Annotated in this window: 19 protein-coding genes; 9 read left to right on the top strand and 10 right to left on the bottom strand. The window is 65.0% G+C overall.

Translation table 11 applies throughout. The features are described from left to right. Positions 1–22 precede the first annotated feature (22 nt). Complete coding sequence (locus MP11Mi_RS14785; RefSeq protein WP_420039647.1) at positions 23–2,362, top strand: protein kinase domain-containing protein; 2,340 nt, start codon at positions 23–25, stop codon at positions 2,360–2,362. A gap of 35 nt (positions 2,363–2,397) precedes the next feature. Here the strand turns inward: MP11Mi_RS14785 and MP11Mi_RS14780 are convergent, their stop codons facing one another. The 4 genes from MP11Mi_RS14780 to infC all read right to left on the bottom strand — a co-directional run bounded on the left by MP11Mi_RS14780 (position 2,398) and on the right by infC (position 4,528). Beyond that, positions 2,398–3,213 (bottom strand): TrmH family RNA methyltransferase, encoded by an 816-nt coding sequence (locus MP11Mi_RS14780; protein WP_420039646.1) that lies wholly within the window; start codon positions 3,211–3,213, stop codon positions 2,398–2,400. A gap of 50 nt (positions 3,214–3,263) precedes the next feature. Beyond that, entirely contained in the window at positions 3,264–3,644 is a 381-nt protein-coding gene (rplT, locus tag MP11Mi_RS14775) for a 50S ribosomal protein L20 (protein WP_420039645.1), read from the bottom strand. A gap of 35 nt (positions 3,645–3,679) precedes the next feature. Continuing rightward, positions 3,680–3,874 (bottom strand): 50S ribosomal protein L35, encoded by a 195-nt coding sequence (gene rpmI / locus MP11Mi_RS14770; RefSeq protein ID WP_009678672.1) that lies wholly within the window; start codon positions 3,872–3,874, stop codon positions 3,680–3,682. Between the two features lie 87 nt (positions 3,875–3,961). Then, positions 3,962–4,528 carry a translation initiation factor IF-3 gene (gene infC, locus MP11Mi_RS14765; protein WP_420042118.1) on the bottom strand — a complete coding sequence of 189 codons (567 nt, stop codon included), beginning with the start codon at positions 4,526–4,528 and terminating at the stop codon, positions 3,962–3,964. Positions 4,529–4,770: 242 nt separating this feature from the next. Here infC and MP11Mi_RS14760 point away from each other — a divergent pair, with 242 nt between their 5' ends. The 3 genes from MP11Mi_RS14760 to MP11Mi_RS14750 are packed head-to-tail and all read left to right on the top strand — an operon-like array spanning position 4,771 to position 7,262. Beyond that, positions 4,771–5,172, top strand: coding sequence for a hypothetical protein (locus tag MP11Mi_RS14760; RefSeq protein ID WP_420039644.1), 402 nt, complete (start codon positions 4,771–4,773; stop codon positions 5,170–5,172). Positions 5,173–5,179: 7 nt separating this feature from the next. Beyond that, the gene (locus tag MP11Mi_RS14755) at positions 5,180–6,907 is read left to right on the top strand and encodes a protein kinase domain-containing protein (protein WP_420039643.1); all 1,728 of its coding nucleotides are present in this window, start codon (positions 5,180–5,182) and stop codon (positions 6,905–6,907) included. 28 nt (positions 6,908–6,935) lie between these two features. Next, complete coding sequence (locus tag MP11Mi_RS14750) at positions 6,936–7,262, top strand: hypothetical protein (RefSeq protein ID WP_420039642.1); 327 nt, start codon at positions 6,936–6,938, stop codon at positions 7,260–7,262. A 26-nt stretch (positions 7,263–7,288) separates the two neighbouring features. Here the strand turns inward: MP11Mi_RS14750 and MP11Mi_RS14745 are convergent, their stop codons facing one another. Genes MP11Mi_RS14745 through uvrA form a run of 3 tightly spaced genes read right to left on the bottom strand, consistent with a single transcriptional unit; the run spans position 7,289 to position 11,924 of the window. Continuing rightward, positions 7,289–8,236 carry an esterase/lipase family protein gene (locus MP11Mi_RS14745; RefSeq protein WP_420039641.1) on the bottom strand — a complete coding sequence of 316 codons (948 nt, stop codon included), beginning with the start codon at positions 8,234–8,236 and terminating at the stop codon, positions 7,289–7,291. A gap of 41 nt (positions 8,237–8,277) precedes the next feature. Continuing rightward, positions 8,278–9,054 carry a methyltransferase gene (locus MP11Mi_RS14740; protein ID WP_420039640.1) on the bottom strand — a complete coding sequence of 259 codons (777 nt, stop codon included), beginning with the start codon at positions 9,052–9,054 and terminating at the stop codon, positions 8,278–8,280. Continuing rightward, positions 9,051–11,924: an excinuclease ABC subunit UvrA gene (uvrA, locus tag MP11Mi_RS14735; protein WP_420039639.1), complete on the bottom strand. Its 2,874-nt coding sequence runs from the start codon at positions 11,922–11,924 to the stop codon at positions 9,051–9,053. Before uvrA ends, MP11Mi_RS14740 begins: the two co-directional genes overlap by 4 nt. Positions 11,925–12,053: 129 nt before the next feature. Here uvrA and MP11Mi_RS14730 point away from each other — a divergent pair, with 129 nt between their 5' ends. The 3 genes from MP11Mi_RS14730 (at position 12,054) to MP11Mi_RS14720 (ending at position 16,092) form a co-directional block, all read left to right on the top strand. Further along, the gene (locus MP11Mi_RS14730; protein ID WP_420039638.1) at positions 12,054–12,767 is read left to right on the top strand and encodes an MBL fold metallo-hydrolase; all 714 of its coding nucleotides are present in this window, start codon (positions 12,054–12,056) and stop codon (positions 12,765–12,767) included. Between the two features lie 131 nt (positions 12,768–12,898). Continuing rightward, positions 12,899–13,678, top strand: a complete 780-nt coding sequence (locus MP11Mi_RS14725; RefSeq protein WP_420039637.1) for a DoxX family membrane protein — start codon at positions 12,899–12,901, stop codon at positions 13,676–13,678. Between the two features lie 68 nt (positions 13,679–13,746). Beyond that, the gene (locus MP11Mi_RS14720) at positions 13,747–16,092 is read left to right on the top strand and encodes an ATP-binding domain-containing protein (RefSeq protein WP_420039636.1); all 2,346 of its coding nucleotides are present in this window, start codon (positions 13,747–13,749) and stop codon (positions 16,090–16,092) included. 37 nt (positions 16,093–16,129) lie between these two features. Here the strand turns inward: MP11Mi_RS14720 and MP11Mi_RS14715 are convergent, their stop codons facing one another. The 3 genes from MP11Mi_RS14715 to MP11Mi_RS14705 all read right to left on the bottom strand — a co-directional run bounded on the left by MP11Mi_RS14715 (position 16,130) and on the right by MP11Mi_RS14705 (position 19,427). Continuing rightward, positions 16,130–16,573 carry a universal stress protein gene (locus tag MP11Mi_RS14715; RefSeq protein WP_420039635.1) on the bottom strand — a complete coding sequence of 148 codons (444 nt, stop codon included), beginning with the start codon at positions 16,571–16,573 and terminating at the stop codon, positions 16,130–16,132. A 159-nt stretch (positions 16,574–16,732) separates the two neighbouring features. Continuing rightward, complete coding sequence (gene uvrB / locus MP11Mi_RS14710; protein ID WP_420039634.1) at positions 16,733–18,886, bottom strand: excinuclease ABC subunit UvrB; 2,154 nt, start codon at positions 18,884–18,886, stop codon at positions 16,733–16,735. A gap of 79 nt (positions 18,887–18,965) precedes the next feature. Next, positions 18,966–19,427 carry a VOC family protein gene (locus MP11Mi_RS14705; protein WP_420039633.1) on the bottom strand — a complete coding sequence of 154 codons (462 nt, stop codon included), beginning with the start codon at positions 19,425–19,427 and terminating at the stop codon, positions 18,966–18,968. A gap of 88 nt (positions 19,428–19,515) precedes the next feature. Here MP11Mi_RS14705 and MP11Mi_RS14700 point away from each other — a divergent pair, with 88 nt between their 5' ends. Together MP11Mi_RS14700 and MP11Mi_RS14695 are read left to right on the top strand one after the other, a co-directional pair. After that, the gene (locus tag MP11Mi_RS14700; protein WP_420039632.1) at positions 19,516–20,058 is read left to right on the top strand and encodes a ribonuclease FAU-1 family protein; all 543 of its coding nucleotides are present in this window, start codon (positions 19,516–19,518) and stop codon (positions 20,056–20,058) included. Positions 20,059–20,140: 82 nt separating this feature from the next. Next, positions 20,141–20,968, top strand: coding sequence for an LppU/SCO3897 family protein (locus MP11Mi_RS14695; RefSeq protein WP_420039631.1), 828 nt, complete (start codon positions 20,141–20,143; stop codon positions 20,966–20,968). The last annotated feature ends 9 nt before the right edge of the window (positions 20,969–20,977 follow it).

Raw genomic sequence — 20,977 nt, 5'->3', positions numbered from 1 at the left:
GAACATCGCCCATGGAGGAACCGTGTCAGCTCAACCCGGAACAGTCATCGCCGGATACCGAGTGATCTCGCTGCTCGGGTCGGGTGGCATGGGCGACGTGTACGTCGTGGAGAATCCGCAACTACACCGCAAAGAGGCGATGAAGGTCATCTCCGTCGCAGGGGCCTCCAATGCGGACTTCCAGCAGCGCTTCGCCAACGAGGCCCGCACTGCGGCGTCCCTCGACCATCCGAGCATCATCACGGTCCACAGCTACGGGGTCGCAGATCAGGAGGGGTCGGACCAGGCAGCCGGGCTCCCCTGGTTCACGATGAGTTATCTCGACGGTCCCGACATGGCGTCGACACGTCTCACGCCCGCGGAGACCGTCGCGGCTGTCTCCCAGGTCGCCGCCGCACTCGATTACGCCCACACGCGGACGGTCGTCCACCGCGACATCAAACCGGCCAACATTGTCATCACGCGAGACAGCGACGGTGGCCTCGCACGCGCCGTGATCCTCGACTTCGGCATTGCTAAGCTCTCCGACTCCCCGCACCTGACTGCCATGAACTCGGTCGTCGGCACCATGGCGTACACCGCGCCGGAGATCATCTCCGGACAGCCGGCCTCCGCGAAGTCCGATCAGTACGCGCTCGCCTGCACCACCTATCAGGTCCTGACCGGACACGCACCGTTTGAGGCCGACACCGCGACAGCATTGATGATGGCCCACGTCCAGAAGCCGCCGCCGCCGCTCGGCCAGGCCCGACCCGACCTCGCGTCACTCGGTCCGATCCTCGCCCGCGCCATGGCCAAGGATCCGGCTGCTCGCTTCCGGGACTGCCGCGAGTTCGCGGCCGAACTCGGCCGCGCGTTCACCCAGACCGCGGCGGGTACCGCCACGTCCATCGCACCGACGCCGCAGCGGCCTCCTACGCCGATGCCGGGACCGGTGGCGGGCCCGACATCCGGCCCCGCACCGACGCCCGCACCATCGAACCCCGGTTTCGCACCGGTCGCAGGCATGACGCCGTACCCCGGCGCGAGCAATCAGCCCGCGTACGCGTCCAACCCGCAGCAGCCCGGCTTCGGACCGAACGGGCCGGGCGGCCCCGGCATGCCGCCGCCCGGACTGTGGAACACCGGCCCGGGCGGTCTGCCGCCGCGGCCGCCGAAGAAAAGCAAACGCGCCCTATTCATCGCCCTCGCCGTGCTCGCCATCGCGATCATCGCCATCGCAGGCACGTCGCCCGTGTGGTGGCCGTCGTCCGACGACGGGGCTGACCACACGGTCGCGACTGAGAGCCTTGAGGTCTCGTTCGGAGTGGCTTGCTCGATCCGCGACAGCGAACTGTACTGCTGGGGCGATAACGGGACCGGGCAGCTCGGGGACGGCACCACGACCGACCGGGCGAACCCCGCCAAGGTGAACGGACTCACCGACGTGACCGCTGTCGCCGTCGGCGGCTTCCTCGACGACGAAAGCGAGATCAAGGCGACGACGTGTGCCATCGCGTCCGGCGAAGCGTATTGCTGGGGTGCTGCAGGCTCGGGCCAGGTCGGGAACGGATCGGACTCACAGGCAACGCAGACGACGCCGCTGAAGGTGCCGAACCTGACGAACGTCACCGCCATCGCGACCAGTTACGCCGCCACCTGCGCCGTGTCCGACGGCGACCTGTACTGCTGGGGGTACGGCACCACCGGGCAGATCGGCAACGGCGGTACTGCCGAGCGAGTCCTTGCCCCGACCAAGGTCTCCGGGATCTCCGACGTGAAGTCGGTGTCGATGGGCTCGGGCACGGTGTGCGCGATCGATGGGGAGTCCGACCTGTACTGCTGGGGCAGCAACCAGAACGGACAGCTCGGCGACGGATCCACTTCCCAACGGAACTCGCCGGTCAAGGTGAACCTACTCAAAAACGTGGACGACGTCTCGGTGGGTATGAGCCGAGATAGTGACAAGCGGCTCCAGATCGAGACATGCGCAATCGCAGACGGCAAAGTGTACTGCTGGGGCAACGGACTCGGAACCGACTCGACCGACCGCTCGGCACCTGCCGAAGTCCCCGGTTTCACCGACCCAAAGCAGATCACGGCCGACGTCGATACCGCGTGTGTGGTCGAATCGGCAGGCGACGTGTACTGCTGGGGCAATAACTCCAAGGGTCAGGTCGGCAATGGCACGACAACGTCGATAGATAAGCCTGCGAAGGTCTCGAGTCTGCGGGACGTCAACGTCGCGAAGACCGGCGGAAGCACGACGTGCGCAGGCACCAACGCGAATGAGGTCTACTGCTGGGGCACCAACTCCAGCAAACAGGTCAGTTCGTCGGAGGACTCGACCAATTCGACGAGCCCGGTCAAGATCAACTTCTGACCGATCGGGCTACGGTACTCGCCCACGCGGGCCGGTCACCGGTTCTGGACGCGGGCGCTCGCATAGAGGCAGATCGCGCTCGCGGCCGCGAGATTCAGGCTCTCGGCGTGACCGTGGATCGGGATCGACAACCGGTGGTCGGCGTCGGCGAGGATCTCCTCCGGTAGCCCGTGCGCCTCGTTGCCGAACAGCCAGGCGTGCGGCGAGCGTAGCGTCTCATCGGCGCTATCGAGCGACAATTCCCCGTCCATCGTGGTCGCGATGAGGGCCGCCCCTGCGGCGCGGATGCGGGCGAGCGCACCGACGATGTCGGTGTCCCGCACCACTGGAATATGGAAGACGCTGCCGGCCGAGGCTCGCACACTCTTCGCGTTGTGCGGGTCGACGGCGTCCCCAAGCAGGATCACCGCATCGGCGCCCATCGCGTCGGCGCATCTCGTCAACGTCCCGACATTGCCGGGTTCGCGCGGTTCGACGGCCACGACGAGTAGAGAAGGTCGGCCATCGAGTACAGCAGCCAGCGTCGACGTCAACAGATCGCAGACCGCGAACACTCCCGGTGATGTTGTCGCTTCCGACAGCTTCGACGCCGCCCGGTCGTTCAGTAGATGGACCGGCAGGTCTGCGTCGAGCGCGCGCCGCACAAGTGGCTCGTGTCGCTCTACGTCGGTCTCGCGGACCAGCAGCACACGCGCGCGCCCCGTGGAAAGTGCTGCGTCCACCGAATTGAATCCCTCGACGAGGAAACAGTTTTCGGCGCGCCGCACCGACGCCCGGTGCAGTTTCGCCAACGAAACGACCCGCGACGATCGTTCGGTGAGAACGTTCGTCGCGGGTCGTTTGTCGATCATGTCTCGCTCCGCTCGGCAGGCGAGCTCATATCTCGAGTCCGCTCAGCTGATCAGGCAACCGGCGCGTTGACGTCGGCGGGCAGCGCGGCGCGAGCGACCTCGACGAGACCGGTGAAGGCCGCCGGGTCGGTGATCGCGATATCGGAGAGGACCTTACGGTCGACCTCGACACCGGCGAGCTTCAAGCCCTGGATGAGGCGGTTGTACGTGATGTCGTTCGCGCGGGCCGCAGCGTTGATGCGAGTGATCCACAGCTTGCGGAAGTCGCCCTTGCGCTGGCGACGGTCACGGTACGCGTACGTCAACGAGTGGAGCTGCTGCTCCTTCGCCTTGCGGTACAGGCGCGACCGCTGTCCGCGGTAGCCCTTCGATGCCTCGAGAGTTGCGCGGCGCTTCTTCTGGGCGTTGACCGCCCTTTTCACACGTGCCATTAGTCAGTAATCCTTTTACGTCGTGTCAGGGAAGATCAGCGGTTGAGCAGTCGCTTGATACGCGGTGCGTCGTTCTCGCTCACCACGGTGGTGCCGTCGAGACGGCGGGTGACGCGTGACGACTTGTGCTCGAGAAGGTGGCGCTTGCCTGCCTTCTGGCGAACGATCTTGCCGCTGCCGGTCACCTTGAAACGCTTCGCGGTGCCCTTGTGGGTCTTGCTCTTCGGCATGGTTTTCCTTAAATCAGGCGAACTCCAGCTGCACCGGCGCACCGGCGCTACTCGAATCCGCTTAGGTGCGGAGTTCTTTGTGTGGACCTATTCGGGTGACTGCTGGGCCTTGGCCCGCGTCTTCGCGCCCTTGTGTGGGGCCAGGACCATCGTCATGTTGCGGCCGTCCTGCTTCGCCGAAGTCTCGACGAAACCGTATTCCGCGACGTCGTTGCCCAACCGCTGAAGCAGACGGAAACCGAGTTCGGGCCGAGACTGCTCACGGCCACGGAACATGATGGTCACCTTCACCTTGGAACCCGCTTCGAGGAACCGGACGACGTGACCCTTCTTGGTCTCGTAGTCGTGGTCGTCGATCTTAGGCCGGAGCTTCTGCTCCTTGATGACGGTCATCTGCTGATTACGGCGGGATTCGCGCTTCTTCTGCGCCGCCTCGTACTTGAACTTGCCGTAGTCCATGATCTTGCACACGGGCGGGCGCGCGTCAGGCGCGACCTCGACCAAGTCCAAGTCGGCGTCGAAAGCCAGGCGGAGCGCATCTTCAACACGCACGATGCCCACCTGCTCTCCCCCGGGGCCGACCAGACGGACCTCGGGAACGCGGATGCGCTCATTGATGCGGGTTTCAGTGCTGATGGGGCCTCCTCGATAAATGGGTACTCACTTGGCCGGCCAGGAGAACTGGCAGCTCGAGGAGATCGAGACCGAATAAACACCGTCGCGCGCAGAGCTTCACCGGCTGCGATTGCTCGCGGGTGGTGCTCCGTCGTCTCGCAACGGTGTGACCGGAACCGGACAACAGCGGGCGTGTGGGCCTGCGTCGTACGGTGGGACTCGAGTTCCTCTTGCTACCCCGGCGTCAACCGGAGCGGTCATGCTGTGGAAGTCTAACAGGCGTGAGCGCTAACTCCTACTCGACCGGCGGCTCCTCCTCCGACGACACGCATACGCATGTCGCACCGGGCGGGGCTGCAGATGACAACGTCCGCGAGCTCGCGACAATTCCCGCCGTCGAGGTGACCACTCGAGCGGCGATCATGTTGATGAGCGCTGCCGCCGAGAAGATTGGGCCCGAAGCGGGCGGCGAAGCTGAGCACCAAGATCTTCCCGAAGCGCGCGCACTCGTCACCGCGCTCGCAGGTCTGGTGACCGCCGCGTCACCCGACCTCGGCCTGCATCGTAAGCCGATCCTGGACGGACTCAAGGCGCTCCAGTCGGCGTTCCGCGAGGCGTCCGCGTACCCGGACGCGCCCGGCGAAGGGCCCGGCGAGAAGTACACGGGCCCAGTCAAGGGTTGACGGGGCAATGACGTCGCCGGACCGAAGCGGGACGACGATCGGCGACTATCGTCTCGACTCACTGCTCGGCCGCGGCGGAATGGGCGAGGTGTATCGCGCATTCGACGTGCGCCGGAGTCGAGTCGTGGCGCTGAAAGTCTTACCGCCGGAGTTCGGCCACCACCCCGAACTCCGCGAGAGATTCGACCGGGAATCGCGCCTTGCGGCACGTCTCGAACACCCCCACATCGTCCCGATCCACGACTGGGGGCAGATCGGCGACACCCTGTTCCTGGACATGCGACTGATTCGCGGTCGGACGTTCGGCGACCTGCTGCGTTCGGAGCGCGTCGACATCGGCCGGTCCCTAGGCATCCTCGCTCAGATCGCGAGCGCACTGGACGCTGCGCACGCTGTCGGTCTGGTTCACCGCGACGTCAAGCCGGACAATATTCTGATCGGCGATGGCGACTTCGCATACCTGTTGGACTTCGGTATCGCGCAGGCGGCTGATAACACTCGTCTGACACAGACCGGTGGCGTGGTGGGATCGATCGCCTACATGGCGCCTGAACGTTTCGAGGACGGGCCGGTGGGGCCGAGCGTCGACGTGTATGCCCTCGCCTGTGTGCTGGTCGAATGCCTCACCGGGCGTCCCCCGTTCGGCGGCTCGGACATCCCCACCGTAATGCGCGGCCACCTGCTGGAATCGCCGCCACGCACCGGGACCGTGTTCGATCCGGTCATTGCGCGCGGCCTCGCCAAGGCCGGCGCTGACCGATATCCGTCGTGTGCAGAACTCGTCTTTGCCGCCCAGGCGGCAATTGCGCGACCCACACCCCCGTACGCCCATGTGTCGCCCGCACCGCCCACCGTCCCACAATTTTCCACGACATTCCCACGAGCGGTACCTGCTCCTCCGAATCTGCTGTTACACGATCCTGGTCTGCATAGAACGCGCCGACGGCGCGCGAGGGTCGCAGTCGCGACCCTCGCTCTCGTCGCCGTACTCGCCGTCGGCGGGTACTTGATCGCGAACCGGCACGGTGAGGCCGCGCAGGCGGGCACGTCACCGAGCGCCGTGACCGCCGGTTCGGAGACCGCAGGCACGCAGACCGTCACCTGCCAATACCCGACCGCCGCCGCTACTGGGATCCGCTCGGTCGGTCCACCCGACGCCGCCCAGCCCCGCACCGGCAGCGGCGCTCTGCATCTGTCGATGTCGACGGGCGACATCGACGTCCGTCTCGACCGGGCGCTCGCTCCGTGCAACGTTGCGGCTGTAGAGACGCTCGCCAACGCTAAGTTTCTCGACTACCAAGGATGCTCTCGCCTCAGCGGCTACATTCTGGTCTGCTCAGCGGGCGGAGCCGGACCGAACAGCCCGGACATCCAAGCAGAGTTCGACGGCCCCGGCTGGACGAGCCCGAACGAGCCACCGACCGGATTGCCAGTCGCCGAGGGCAAGATCGACTCACTCGGTCGGCAGCAGGTCACCTATCCCAGAGGTGCGATGCTGATAACGAATCCCGGCGCTCAGGAAGGCACCGACGTGGCGAACGGGTCGTCGTCCTACTTCTTCGTGGTCAAGCCGATCATCACCGCACCGCTGTACACAATGGTCGGCGAGGTCACGTCCGGCATGACAATGCTCGACCGCATCGTCCGTGACGGGTTCGAGCCCGCCCGACCGGGCGCCAACTTCGGCATGCCGAATACGATGCCGAACGTCGTCAGCGCTGTCGTCACCTCATGACCAGTCCGGCCGCGTCTACGCTAGTCGTATGACGTTTCGAGGATCACCGGACGGAGCCGCCGAAGGCGAGCCCGATTACATCGACGCCGAGATCGTCGAGGCCGCGACCTCCCCCGATTTCACGCCGACCGTGCACGCACCGACTGTCGAAGAGGTCACCGGGTACACCGAGTCCGGCGTCCCGACGTTCGACTTCGTTCGCGACAAGATCGACCATCGCACCGCTACCGCGGACGGCGGACAGTTCCTCGCCGAATCCGGCCCGGAAGCCGCGGTCCTCGACGAGGCGATGGCCGCACGTGACGATGCCGCTAAGCGCAAGCTCGACGAGATCCGCAAGTCGATGGGGTTGTAGCCTCACCGAATCGGTGCAGTCTGCACTCACGCACCGGTAAATGGCGGGACCGCGATGCACGGCACCTGCCGCGGATGTTCGGGGTCGAGCGCATTCAACACGAAAGCCGCACTCCGCCGGTTCGCGACGATCGACAGGTGATCGGAGTGGTCCTTCGCGCAGCCGTCCTGCACCGTAATGTTTCGGACGCTCGTCCCTGCCGGACCGTCGAGGATCCCCACACTGTACGGCGTGACAATCGTGTCGTGCCGGGTGACGATGTTCGTGTAGTGCACTCCGGGCAGATACGGCGTCGGGAGCCGAACGGCACGATTGAAGTCAAGAGCGGCGGGCGGCTTCGTGCAGTCGGGACAGTCTGGCCTGGTCATCTCCTTGACACCTAATAGTTTCCGCAGCCGCCCGACCATGTCGCCGAGCTCATCGTCCTGGTCGGGCCCCTGCCGCCAATACGGCGCCAAGGAGATATACGCATTCACATGGCCCGCACCGCCGAGGTACTTCATCCAGTAGGTGGGATGCTCTGTGCCCTGAGAGTGCCCGACAACCTCTAGCTTGTCCGAGCCGGTCGCCGCGAGAACACGATCAGCGAATACTTTGATCTGCCACGAACTGTCGACCTTCGGCCCGAGTCCGCCGAGCGCAGACGCTGGCCAGAGCGTGCTGAGCGCCCCATACGTCGGCGCGAACACACAGTAGCCATCCGCGACGAGAATCGCAGCGAGCGTCCCCCAATTGGTCTGACGTCCACCGCCGGTCCCGTGCAAGAGCATCACCGGACGGGGATGCTTCGCCGTCGGCCGGCAATCGAAATCGTTTGTCCCAGGTAGTGAACCGCCGGGGTTTGCGAGTTCGGCGCGGATCCCGTCGAGGAAGCTGTAGGTGATCGGCGCAGCGTGTACGGGCGGCGCCGCGAGCCCAGACAGGCACAGCGCGGCGACCACGGCGACGACTCCGGAGACCAGCGAACGACCCATGATCGTCACGCTAGACGATCACGAGCATTCGGGGAGGTCTATCACCGAGGCACGCTGCGAGAATCCTGAGCAGTGAGTACAACCGTCTGGCCGTCGTCGCCGTAGACGATGTACGGCCGGTAACCGATCGCGTCGGCGAACTCGGCGGCCGCGGCGGCCTGCCCGTGATGCATCTCCAGCGCGACGGCACCGCCCGGCACCAGGAAGTCGAGCGAGCTTCGCAGGAGCCGTCGCACCGCGTCGAGGCCGTCGGAGCCGCCGAACAGGGCTGCGGGCGGCTCATGGTCGACGGCCTCGGCGGGTAAGAGGCCTGCGTAGTCGTCGGGCACGTACGGGGTGACGGCGGCGACGACCGCGACTCGTCCGCGCGTCTGCTCCGGCAGTGCCGCGAGCAGATCGCCCCGGTGAACGTCGGAGGCTGGGACGTTGCGGCGTGCAAAACGCAACGCACGTTCGTCGGTGTCGGTGAGGAGCACCGATGTACTCGGCGCCGTCCTTGCGACCCAGGCGCCGATCGGCGCCACCCCGCAGCACGCCTCGACGAAAGCGCCGTCCACGTCGGCGACCAGCTCGGCCGCGACCGCTGCCAACAGCAGCGACCGTTGTCGAGGAACGAACACTCCCGCGCCGACGTGCAGGTCGAGACCGCCGAACTCGACTCGTCCGACAATGTGCTCCAAGGGCTCCCCCGCCGCACGCCGCCGCACCCACGCGGCCAGCTGGCCGTCGTCGCGAACCCACCGGCGCAGAATGCGTGCCTCGTCGTCCGCGAACACGCAGCCCGCGGACCTCAACGCATCGACGACGGGATCGATCAACCGGCCGCTTCGACCCGAGGGAGAAGGTCGGCGATGAAGCCACCGGTGTGCGATTCCGGAACGGCTGCGACAGCTTCCGGCGTGCCCTGCGCGACGATGGTGCCGCCGCCATTGCCACCTTCGGGACCCATGTCGATGATCCAGTCGGCCGTCTTGATGACGTCCAGATTGTGTTCGATGACGATCACCGTGTTGCCCTTGTCAACGAGCCCGTTGATCACCAGTAACAGTTTGCGGATGTCTTCGAAGTGCAGGCCGGTAGTCGGCTCGTCGAGAATGTAGACGGTGCGTCCGGTCGACCTCTTCTGCAGTTCGGATGCGAGCTTCACTCGCTGTGCTTCACCGCCGGAGAGGGTCGGCGCGGGCTGACCGAGTCGGACGTATCCGAGCCCGACCTCAACGAGCGTCTTCAAGTACCGGTGGATCGACGTGACCGGCTCGAAGAAGTCGGCGGCTTCGTCGATGGGCATGTCGAGGACTTCCGCGATCGTCTTGCCCTTGTAGTGCACTTCGAGAGTCTCTCGGTTGTAGCGCGCGCCGTGGCACACCTCGCACGGGACGTACACGTCCGGTAGGAAGTTCATCTCGATCTTGATCGTGCCCTCGCCCATGCACGCTTCGCAACGTCCGCCCTTGACGTTGAACGAGAAGCGTCCCGGCTGATAGCCGCGGACCTTCGCCTCGGTCGTCGCCGCGAACAGGGTGCGGATCTTGTCGAAGACTCCTGTATAGGTCGCCGGGTTGGAGCGCGGAGTGCGCCCGATCGGCGACTGGTCCACCTGGACTAGCTTGTCGAGGTGTTCGAGACCTTTGATGCGGGTGTGGTGTCCCGGAACCTGCCGGGCACCGTTCAGCTTGTTCGCCAACACGGTCGCGAGGATGTCGTTGACGAGCGTCGACTTGCCGGATCCGGACACTCCAGTGACCGCGGTGACCACACCGAGTGGGAATGAGACGTCGATTCCGCGCAGATTGTTCTCGCGCGCCCCGACGACTGTGACCTGACGTTTCTTGTCGATCGAACGGCGGACGGTGGGCACTTCGAGCGCTTCACGACCGGACAGATAGGCGCCCGTCAGCGAGGCTTCGTTGGCCAAGAGACCCGCATAGTCACCGCTGTGCACCACCTGTCCGCCGTGCTCTCCCGCGCGGGGGCCGATGTCGACGATCCAGTCGGCGGCCCGAATCGTATCCTCGTCGTGTTCGACGACGATCAACGTATTGCCCAGGTCGCGCAGGCGGACGAGGGTATCGATGAGCCGTCGATTGTCACGCTGGTGAAGGCCGATCGACGGCTCGTCCAGCACGTACAGGACGCCTGCCAGCCCCGCGCCGATCTGCGTCGCGAGTCGGATACGCTGCGCCTCGCCGCCCGACAGCGAACCTGCCGCGCGCGAGAGCGACAGGTATTCGAGCCCGACGTCGAGCAGGAACCGGATGCGGGCTTGCACCTCTTTAAGGACGCGACCCGCGATCGCGGCCTCACGTTCGCCGAGACGCAGTCCGTCCAAGTATTCCGCGCATTCGGCCACCGACAGCGCGGTCACGTCGGCTATCGACTTGGCGCCGTGTACCGGATTGTCGATGGTGACGGCGAGGATCTCGGGCCGAAGTCGGGTGCCGCGGCACGCCGGGCACGGCACGTCGCGCATGTAGCCCTCATACCGGTCCTTCATCTGCTCGGACTCGGTGGTGTCGGCGCGGCGCGACAGGAACGACATCACGCCTTCGAATTCGGTGTAGTACGACCGGACACGGCCGTAACGGTTCTTGAACCGGACGTGCACCTGGTGGTCGGACCCGTTGAGCAGAGCCGCGCGCGCATTCTTCGGCAACGAGCTCCACGGGGTGTCGACGTCGAACCCCATCTGCTCGCCGAGACCCTCCATCAGACGGAGGAAATAGGCCGCGTTGTGGCCGGTGGACCACGGTGCGACCGCACCGTCGCGCAGCGTGCTGTCCGGGTCGGGGACGACGAGCGACTCGTCGACCTCCTTCTGCACACCGAGGCCGTCACACGAGGGGCACGCCCCATACGGCGAGTTGAACGAGAACGCGCGCGGCTCGAGATCGTCGATGGCGATCTGATGCGCGTTGGGGCACGCCATCTTCTCCGAGAACCGACGTTCCCGGTCCGGATCGTCCTCGTCGAGATCGACGAAGTCGAGAACGATAATGCCGTCGGCGAGACGGAGCGCGGTCTCGATTGAATCGGTGAGTCGCTGTTTGGCTGACGCCTTCACGACGAGTCGGTCGACGACGACGTCGACGTCGTGCTTCTCCTGCTTCTTGAGCTTGGGCGGGTCGGCCAACTGGTGGACGACGCCGTCGATCCGCGCCCGGGCGAAGCCCTGTGTCTGCAGTTCACCGAAGAGGTCGACGAACTCGCCCTTGCGCGTCCGCACAACAGGCGCGAGCACCTGGAACCGAGTGCCCTCGTCCATGTCTAGGATCTGGTCAACAATCTGCTGCGGCGTCTGCCGTTCGATCCGTTCCCCGCACACCGGGCAGTGCGCTGTGCCCGCGCGGGCGTACAGCAGGCGAAGGTAGTCGTACACCTCGGTGATGGTGCCGACCGTCGATCGAGGATTGCGGTTGGTCGACTTCTGGTCGATCGACACCGCGGGCGAGAGGCCTTCAATAAAGTCGACGTCCGGCTTGTCCATCTGTCCAAGGAACTGTCGGGCGTACGCCGACAGCGATTCGACGTAGCGGCGCTGCCCCTCGGCGAAGATCGTGTCAAACGCCAAGGACGACTTCCCCGAACCCGACAGCCCGGTGAACACGACCAGCGAGTCACGAGGCAGGTCGACGTCGACACCACGCAGATTGTGTTCGCGCGCGCCACGGACGATGAGCCGATCAACCACTACTTTTCCCTTACATCTGACAACAGTTCCCCCAGGGCGACAGAGTACGCGGACCCTCCGACAATTCGCGGTTCGAAGTGACCACGACGACGGCCCGAGGGTGTCGCAGACAACAGTTAGCCTGGAGAGATGACCTCGCAGATCACCGTCTCCGACCAATACACCGGCAACGTATCCCCCGGCAGCGACCACCAAAAGAACAAGGCGCAGAAGAACAAGGCGCAGCGACGTGACCTCGACAACGCGACCATCGTGAAGATTTCGGTCGGGCCGATGGACAACAACGCCTACGTGATCACCGACAAGGCAACCGGTGAAGCGCTGCTGATCGACGCCGCCAACGACGCAGGCGTCCTGCTGTCGCTCGCCGAGCAGATTCCCGGCACGATCAGACAGATCGTCACCACGCACGGCCACCCCGACCACTGGCAGGCACTCGACGAGGTCCGCACCGGACTAAGCGTGCCGCACGCTGTCGGGACGGACGACGCCGAGGCACTCCCCGTACCGGCCGACCGACTCCTCGCCGACGGCGACACAGTGGTCGTCGGCGATTTAACACTGGACGTGATCGGTATCGTCGGCCACACCCGCGGGTCGGTGACGCTCGCCCTCACCGAGCACTCCGGCCGCGTCCACCTGTTCACCGGCGACTCCCTGTTCCCAGGCGGTGTCGGAAAGACGTGGGAGCCTGGCGACTTCGAGATTCTCCTCAACAATGTCGACACCAAACTGTTCGAGCGCTACGGCGACGACACCGCCGTCTACCCCGGTCATGGCATCGATACGTCGATTGCGGCCGAACGGCCGAATCTGCCTGAGTGGCGTGCCCGCGGTTGGTGATTCGTATCGACAGATCACATCGGATCGGTACCGTCAAAGAAGACGGCGCGTTCGGATCGGTGGTCGTACGACCAGTGATCACCGCATCGGACGCGGTGTCTTTCAACTCGACGAGACCAAAGGCAGGTCCCATGATTCTCCGACGAATCGCCCGCCCACTGCTGGGCGCGGCCTTCATCGCGTCAGGCGTAGATGCAGTACGCAAGCCGTCCGGTCCCGCTCGCACCGCGGAGCCACTCCTGGAATCGGTCCCGGCCGATACCGAGAACGTCATCCGAGTGACGGGTGTCGTTCAGATCGGCGCAGGCATCGCTCTCGCAACAGGTAAGGCGCCGCGGGTTGCGTCGACGGTCCTGGCGGGCACGCTCATCCCGACCACTGTGTTCGCGAGCGACTTCTGGAACGAGAGCGATCCCGTCCGCAGAAGCGCCAAACAGTCCGACTTCGTCAAGAATGTAGGCCTGCTCGGCGGCGTGCTTATCGCCTCGGCCGACACCGAAGGCAAGCCGTCTCTCGGCTGGCGCGGACGGCGCCGATTCGACCATGCGCGCGACAGCGTCGTCGAAGCCCTGCCCACACGATCGGAATCCGCACACGCCTGGGACAGCGCCGCCGAGCGCGCCGAGCATTGGGCGCACGACGTGTCAGACCGCCTGCCGCTGGACGCAGTGGCCTCTCGTGCCTCTCACGTAGCCGATGTCGCCAGGTCCCAGGCGCACGACGTCGCGGACACGGTCGCCGACCGCGCACCGCGCGTCGTCGACGCCGTCCGCGGCCACGCCGAGGAGTTCGCGGGTGAGGTGAGCGAGCGTGCTCCGGAGGTCGCGGCACGCGCACGGGAAGTCGCCGAACAGTCGGGCGAGAAGGTTGCTCGGCGCGCGGCGAAGTGGCGCCGGTCCATCGCCGGCTGAGCGGTGAGACGGCGCGCTCACAGTCGAATCTGAGACCACCTGGTAAACGTCGGTAATATGGAACGACTGTGAGCGCGCTGAACCCCGATAGTTCCGAAAACCCTGCCCCAGACGCACGTCTGGTCGACGAGCAGGTGCATCTCGATGCCGTGTATGCGCGTCTCGACCGCATGCGCGCGACCACCCGTCGTCGCCTGAGCGAGACGCTTCGCGAATCCGCAGGAACCCCGCAGGCGCTGTCCGAGCGTGAATCGTACGAGCGCATGTACAGCGATGACCTGACCAAGATCGATGCGGCCGAACACAATCTGTACTTCGGTCGCCTAGACATGGCCTCCGACTCGGCTGACGACGTGGTCCGCCGGATCGGCCGTATCGGCATCCTCGACGACGACGAGCGTGACACCACTCTCCTACTCGACTGGCGTGCTCCGTTGGCCCGACCGTTCTATCTGGCGACCCCCGCCGCCGCCGAGGACGTCGAACGTCGACGCCACATCCGGACGCGCTCGCGCGCGGTCCGGAGCGTCTCCGACGAGAACCTGCGGTCGGGGAGCATCGACGACGGCGCGGCGGGCGCCAACGTAGTCAACGAGTCCGCGCTCGTCGACGCGCTGAACGCCGCGCGTACCGGCGAGATGACCGACATCGTCGAGACCATTCAGCGTGAGCAGGACGAGATCATCCGGTCAACGCACCGCGGGGTGGTCGTCGTCCAGGGCGGGCCGGGCACCGGTAAGACCGCCGTCGCCCTCCACCGGGCGGCATATCTCCTGTACACGCACCGCGACCTACTCTCGCGCAGCGGCGTGCTCATTCTCGGCCCCAACGAGGACTTCTTGCGGTACATCGGCCAGGTGCTGCCGTCTCTCGGCGAGACCGGCGTGTTGTTGTCGACGGTCGGCGACCTGTTCCCAGATGTCACCGCTCGTGGACACGATTCCCGTGAGGCGACCGCACTCAAGGGTGACCAGAGGATGCTGAACGTTCTGCGCGCGGCCGTGCGCACACGCCAGTCCCTGCCCGGGACGGGTGTCGTCGTCCGGTTCGACGGCTACGACCTGCCTATCGACACCGAAGTCGTCAAGAGGGCGCGGGCCGACGCGCGGTCGACCCGCCGAGCGCACAATCTCGCGCAGCCTGCATTCGTGCGCTCCGCGCTCGACGAGCTCGCAGACGTCCATGCCCGCCGCATCGGCGCAAGTGAACTCGACGGCTCGCAACTGTTGACGGCCGCCGACCTCGAAGACATCCGTGCCGAGCTTGAAGCCGACCCGCACGTCGTCGCCGCCGTGACCGAGTACTGGCCGACTCTCACTCCGCAGGGCGTGCTGCGCGACCTCTACGACGATCCGGCTTTCCTGAGGAAGGCGACTCGCGGGTGGACCGACGCCGAGCGCGATGCTCTCCATCGACGCGCGCGACCGCTCGCTAACGACTCCGACCTAGCGCCCGGCGATGTTCCCCTGCTCGACGAGCTAGCCGAACTCATCGGCTACCGAACCGACGAGGCCGACCGGATCAATCGCGCCCGCTGGCGCCAGAAACTGTCCGAGGCGCAGGACGCGCTCGACATTCTCACCGGCTCGGCCCCACAGGATCTAGAAGACGATCTCGACCCCGAGATCCTGATGGCGTACGACCTGATCGATGCCGAGCAGCTAGCGGAACGACAGGTGCACGCCGAACGTCGGACGACCGCCGAACGCGCCTACGAGGATCGGACATGGACCTTCGGTCACGTCATCGTCGACGAGGCTCAGGAGCTCTCGTCGATGGCGTGGCGGATGGTGATGCGGCGCATCCCGAATCGGTGGATGACTGTCATCGGCGACACCGCCCAGACCGGCGACGCCGCCGGAAGCACGTCATGGCGCGCTGTGTTCGAACCGTATGTCGCCAATCGGTGGCGGCTACACGAGCTGACCGTCAACTATCGGACTCCGTCGGAGATCACGTGGTACGCGAACCGAGTGCTCGCATGGATCGACCCCGACCTGGAGGCGCCGACTTCGTTGCGGTCCAACGGAATCGACCCGTACGCCGTATCCGGCGACGACATCGCGGCGACCATCGCGAACCTCGTCTCAGCCAACGACTGGACCGGACTGACGACGGTGATCGCGTCGGACGGGACCGCCGACGAGATCCGCTCAGGACTCGCCGACCTCGGGGCGGACGTCTCAGTCCACGCCATCACCGCGGCCAAAGGCCTCGAATTCGATTCGGTGATTCTCGCCGAACCGGCCGATCTCGTCGCCGAATCGCCACGCGGCTACAACGATCTCTACGTGGCGCTGACGCGCGCAACGCAACGACTCGTCGTCGTGCACGCACGGTCGCTGCCGCCTGACCTCGCAGACATGCCTCGACCCCGCTCGCTGAGCGGAGTCGAGGCACCGAAGGCGCAGTGAACTATGTCGTGAAGTGAACTACGTGGTGTGAAGTGAATTACGTGGTGTGAACGATCAGGACGTCGCAGGCCGCTTTGCGGGCGACGTCCGCCGGGACCGAACCGAGGAGTCGGCCAGCGATCGAGTTCAGGCCACGGTTGCCGACGACCAGCAGGTCGGCCTGCACGTCGACAAGCAATTGGAGCAGCGCGTCGACGGGTGCACCCTGGACGGCGCGCTGCACGACTGTCGTCGCACCGGCTTGGACCGCACGTTCTTTCGCGGTCCGCAAGATCTCTTCAGTCGGCGATGACCCCATCACCTGGTACGCCTCGTCGCGCAGAGCGTCGGAAGCTCCGGACGCCGACTTCCCGTCATTCGGAAAGTACGCGCATGCGATGACGACAGTCGCATCGCCTGCGACCGCACCAGCGCGTTCGACGGCCTTCAGCGAAGATTCCGACCCATCGGTGCCGACCACGATCGTCGAGTATCCGCTCATGTGTGAATTCCCTCCAGTGATGTCACAGGGGTTTCGCCGTGGTGAAAGTCCAGACGAATCCTTTTCCGACACCGAACATACCCTGTCGTAACCCAGAAACTCTCCTACTTCGTATGCACTGTCGTCGAGGAATCAACGGATACGACGATGAAAGCGCCATCACTTGATCCCTGCGGCATCCATTCCGCGCAGTTCCTTCTTCAGGTCCGCGATCTCGTCTCGGAGTCGTCCGGCGAGTTCGAACTGCAAGTCACGTGCCGCATTCATCATCTGGTCGGTCAGTTCGTGCACCAGATCCGCGAGTTCGGCGCGCGGCATCGATGAGGTGTCTCGCTGCTCGTACACACCTGCGCTGACCGCCTTGGACACCTCACCTTGCGCGCGGCGACCACGACTGGAGTTGCGACCGGAACCCCCGATCTCGACGGTGTCCTCAGCCTCGGCGTACACCTTGTCGAGAATGTCGGCGATCTTCTTCCGCAATGGCTGCGGGTCGACCCCTCTCTCCTTGTTGTACGCGATCTGCTTGGCGCGACGACGCTCGGTCTCGTCGATCGCGTTCTGCATAGAATCGGTGATCTTGTCCGCATACATGTGGACCTGTCCGGACACATTTCGTGCCGCGCGACCGACCGTCTGAATCAGCGATGTGGTGCTCCGCAGGAATCCTTCCTTGTCGGCGTCGAGAATCGCGACGAGCGACACCTCGGGAAGGTCGAGGCCTTCGCGGAGGAGGTTGATGCCGACGAGGACGTCGTACTCTCCGGTTCGTAGTTGCCGCAGGAGTTCCACGCGGCGCAACGTGTCGACCTCCGAATGCAGATACCGCACTCTGATCCCAAGTTCGAGGAGATAGTCGGTGAGGTCTTCGGACATCTTCTTGGTGAGTGTGGTGACCAGAACGCGCTCGTCGCGGTCAGTGCGCTGGCGGATCTCGTGGACTAGGTCGTCGATCTGCCCCTTGGTGGGTTTGACGACGATCTCGGGATCGAGGAGTCCAGTGGGACGAATCACCTGCTCGACGAATTCGCCGCCGGACTGTCCGAGCTCGTATGTGCCGGGGGTCGCCGACAGGTAAACGGTCTGCCCGATCCGGTCGACGAACTCGTCCCACGTGAGGGGCCGGTTGTCGACAGCCGACGGCAGGCGGAAACCGAACTCAACGAGGTTTCGTTTACGCGACATGTCGCCCTCGTACATGGCGCCGATCTGCGGGACTGTGACGTGGGATTCGTCGATGACGAGGAGGAAGTCGTCGGGGAAGTAGTCGATCAGGGTAGCGGGTGCAGTCCCCGGACCACGTCCGTCGATGTGTCGCGAATAGTTCTCGATCCCCGAGCAGAACCCGACTTGTCGCATCATCTCCAGGTCGTAGGTGGTTCGCATTCGTAAACGCTGTGCCTCCAGGAGTTTGCCTTTCGACTCCAGATCGGCCAACCGCTCCTCGAGTTCGGCTTCGATACTCGACATCGCCTTTTCCATGCGCTCAGGTCCGGCCACATAGTGCGTGGCCGGAAAGATACGCAAGGCATCGACCTGGCGGACGACGTCCCCGGTGAGCGGGTGCAGATAGTAGAGGGATTCGATCTCGTCACCGAAGAACTCGATCCGGACCGCCAACTCCTCGTACGACGGGATGATCTCGACGGTGTCTCCGCGCACGCGGAATCCGCCACGGGTGAACGACATGTCGTTCCGCGTGTACTGCACGTCGACGAGGAGCCGGAGCAACGCGTCGCGGTCGATCGTCTCGCCGACACCGAGTTCTATCGATCGGTCGAGGTACGACTGCGGCGTACCGAGACCGTAGATGCACGACACAGATGCGACGACGACGACGTCGCGGCGAGAGAGCAGATTCGAGGTCGCCGAGTGCCGAAGCCGTTCGACGTCGTCGTTGACCGAGCTGTCTTTCTCGATATAGGTGTCGGTCTGCGCGATGTACGCCTCGGGTTGGTAGTAGTCGTAATACGACACGAAGTACTCGACTGCGTTGTTCGGCAGCATCTCGCGGAGTTCGTTCGCCAACTGCGCAGCGAGCGTCTTGTTCGGTGCCATCACGAGTGTCGGCCGCTGCACTTGTTCGATCAACCACGCCGTAGTCGCCGACTTACCGGTTCCCGTCGCGCCAAGGAGGACGACGTCCTTCTCCCCCGCCGCGAGACGCCGTTCGAGGTCGGCGATCGCCGTGGGCTGGTCACCTGCGGGCTCGTACTCACTGACGACCTCAAACTGGCGGTCGGTCCGTTCGATCTCACCGACCGGCCTGAACTCCGAATGCGCGATGACCGGTTTCTCCGCAGGGAATGCCATGCCACAAGGGTAGACACCGCCACCGACATTCCGCCGATCCTCGGGTGCGGACGGCATCGACGTTCGCCGAGCATGACGCTCAGACTCCGGTCACCTCACCATTGTCAGCCACGCCGAACGCCGGGTTGTACACGAAGTCCCACCGAAACCCGTCCGGGTCCGCGACGCATGCGCTCACGCCACCCCACGGCTGCTCGGTCGGTTCGGTGATCGACACGGCTCCCGCATCCACCGCACGACGATGCCAAGCCGCGACATCGACGGCCGCCGCCACGTTGTGACCGAGGGACACCGGTGGTGCTAGTCGGCCGTGCCCGACGTCGCCGTACTCGGACGGCATCTGCTCGACGTCCCACAACGCGATCATCAGGCCGTGTCCCGCCTGCACGAAGGCGATCTCGTCCGCGACACGGTTGAGCAGCGCGAAGCCGAGCCCGGCGGTGTAGAAGGCCACGGACACCGCGACATCCCGGACACCGAGCGTGATCGCGCTGACGCTCGGTCCGGTCGGCGGGCGCGAGGGAGCCGAGGAGTTCGTCATGGCCCCCACGGTAGACGCCAGTTCCGACAGTGCTCGGCGAGTTCACAGACGCAGCCGCGAAGTCGGAGGCGGCCGCTATGGTCGGTTCATGAGTTCATCCGACGCCGTTGACGCTCACATCCATCCGCCGAAGGTGGAGGTGTTCGACGTCCCCGCGATGACGAACACCGACAACAAGGGATTTCTCCGACCAGTCTTGGAGTACCGGGAAACCTCGTACGGGCTGTACATGTCGCGCACCGCCGATCATCCGCGGTTCACCCATCTTGAGGTCTGGCTCCTGCCCGCACTCGGATTGCGCGCCAACATCTTCCACTTCGTCGACGGCTACCGTCCCAATCAACGGCTGTACGTGGACGTCGGTGAGTTCAGCGGACCCGACTCCGACGGCCGTTGGCACGCGGTCGACTGGTATCTCGACCTGATCGACGAGACCGATCAGCCACTCCAATTGATCGACGTGGACGAGCTATTTCAGGCGCACACGGCTGGACTGCTGACCACGGCCGAATGTGTGAAGGCCGTCGAGATCTCGACGACAGCGATGATCGGCTCCGCCGTCGTAGGAAGTGTGCAAACCTGGCTCGACACACAGGTCGGCGAGCCGCTGACGTGGCTCGACACCGCGTAGCGTCCGGGGCTCGGTGAAAAGTCCGAAACATCCTGTGGCAAGATGACGCAGTTCTCTTATTGTTCGCACAGGAAAGCCACCGATGACGACACCGCCGACACCAGGCCAGCCCGGTCAACAGCCGGGCCCGACCAGCCAACCCGGCAATCCGTTCAGCCAGCCCGGTAGCGCCGGCGCCCAGGGCCCCGCCTATGGACAGCAGCAGCCTGCGTACGGACAACAGCAGCCGGTGTATGGACAGCAGCAGCCTGGGTACGGACAGCAGCAGCCGGTCGGCGGATACGCGCCGATTCCCGGAACCCCGGGCTACCCGACACCGCCGCCGAGCCCGCAGTCGAATCGGCCCGTCCAGATCATCATCGCGGTCGTCGGCGTCGTCGTCGTCATCGCCGCCGCCGTTCTTTACTTCGCGTTCCGCAACAACGACGACGGCACCAGCGTCGACTCGACACCGACCGGCTCGTGCATCTCGGTCACTTCGGGTGAACTGTCGAATGTCACTACTGAGGCCATCGCCTGCGACACCACGAGCGCGTTGTCGTACGTCGTCGCATCCAAAGCCGGGTCGGAGGACGCGTGCCAGCGCGCAGGCCTCCCCTTCTCGATCACCGAGTACGGCACAGGCGCGAGTGACGACGTTCTCTGCCTCATGCCGAACTTCGTGAAGGGCAATTGTTACCAGCAGGACTCTATCGCTATGGGTCTCGGCCTCAAAGCCGTGTCGTGCACCGAGGAGTCGTCGCTGATGACGATCGTCTTCAAGGTCACTGAGCGCGTCGACTCGACGGCGGTCCCGAACTGCACGGACTCGTCCACGCAGAAGGTCTACGCCGCGACGATCAAGTCCGACCCGCCCCGCGCCCTCGGCGTATGCGCCGAACTCCAAGGCGACTACACCTGGCAGGAGTGATCGTACGGT

Source organism: Gordonia abscondita (assembly GCF_032711245.1).
Classification (GTDB): domain Bacteria; phylum Actinomycetota; class Actinomycetes; order Mycobacteriales; family Mycobacteriaceae; genus Gordonia.
This window is presented reverse-complemented; position numbering and strand designations above follow the sequence as displayed.

Coding starts and splice junctions, on each gene's coding strand:
- MP11Mi_RS14780 (WP_420039646.1), bottom strand. CDS start 3,213: ATGATCGACAAACGACCCGCGACGAACGTTCTCACCGAACGATCGTCG.
- rplT (WP_420039645.1), bottom strand. CDS start 3,644: ATGGCACGTGTGAAAAGGGCGGTCAACGCCCAGAAGAAGCGCCGCGCA.
- rpmI (WP_009678672.1), bottom strand. CDS start 3,874: ATGCCGAAGAGCAAGACCCACAAGGGCACCGCGAAGCGTTTCAAGGTG.
- MP11Mi_RS14755 (WP_420039643.1), top strand. CDS start 5,180: ATGACGTCGCCGGACCGAAGCGGGACGACGATCGGCGACTATCGTCTC.
- MP11Mi_RS14750 (WP_420039642.1), top strand. CDS start 6,936: ATGACGTTTCGAGGATCACCGGACGGAGCCGCCGAAGGCGAGCCCGAT.
- MP11Mi_RS14745 (WP_420039641.1), bottom strand. CDS start 8,236: ATGGGTCGTTCGCTGGTCTCCGGAGTCGTCGCCGTGGTCGCCGCGCTG.
- MP11Mi_RS14730 (WP_420039638.1), top strand. CDS start 12,054: ATGACCTCGCAGATCACCGTCTCCGACCAATACACCGGCAACGTATCC.
- MP11Mi_RS14725 (WP_420039637.1), top strand. CDS start 12,899: ATGATTCTCCGACGAATCGCCCGCCCACTGCTGGGCGCGGCCTTCATC.
- MP11Mi_RS14715 (WP_420039635.1), bottom strand. CDS start 16,573: ATGAGCGGATACTCGACGATCGTGGTCGGCACCGATGGGTCGGAATCT.
- uvrB (WP_420039634.1), bottom strand. CDS start 18,886: ATGGCATTCCCTGCGGAGAAACCGGTCATCGCGCATTCGGAGTTCAGG.
- MP11Mi_RS14705 (WP_420039633.1), bottom strand. CDS start 19,427: ATGACGAACTCCTCGGCTCCCTCGCGCCCGCCGACCGGACCGAGCGTC.
- MP11Mi_RS14700 (WP_420039632.1), top strand. CDS start 19,516: ATGAGTTCATCCGACGCCGTTGACGCTCACATCCATCCGCCGAAGGTG.
- MP11Mi_RS14695 (WP_420039631.1), top strand. CDS start 20,141: ATGACGACACCGCCGACACCAGGCCAGCCCGGTCAACAGCCGGGCCCG.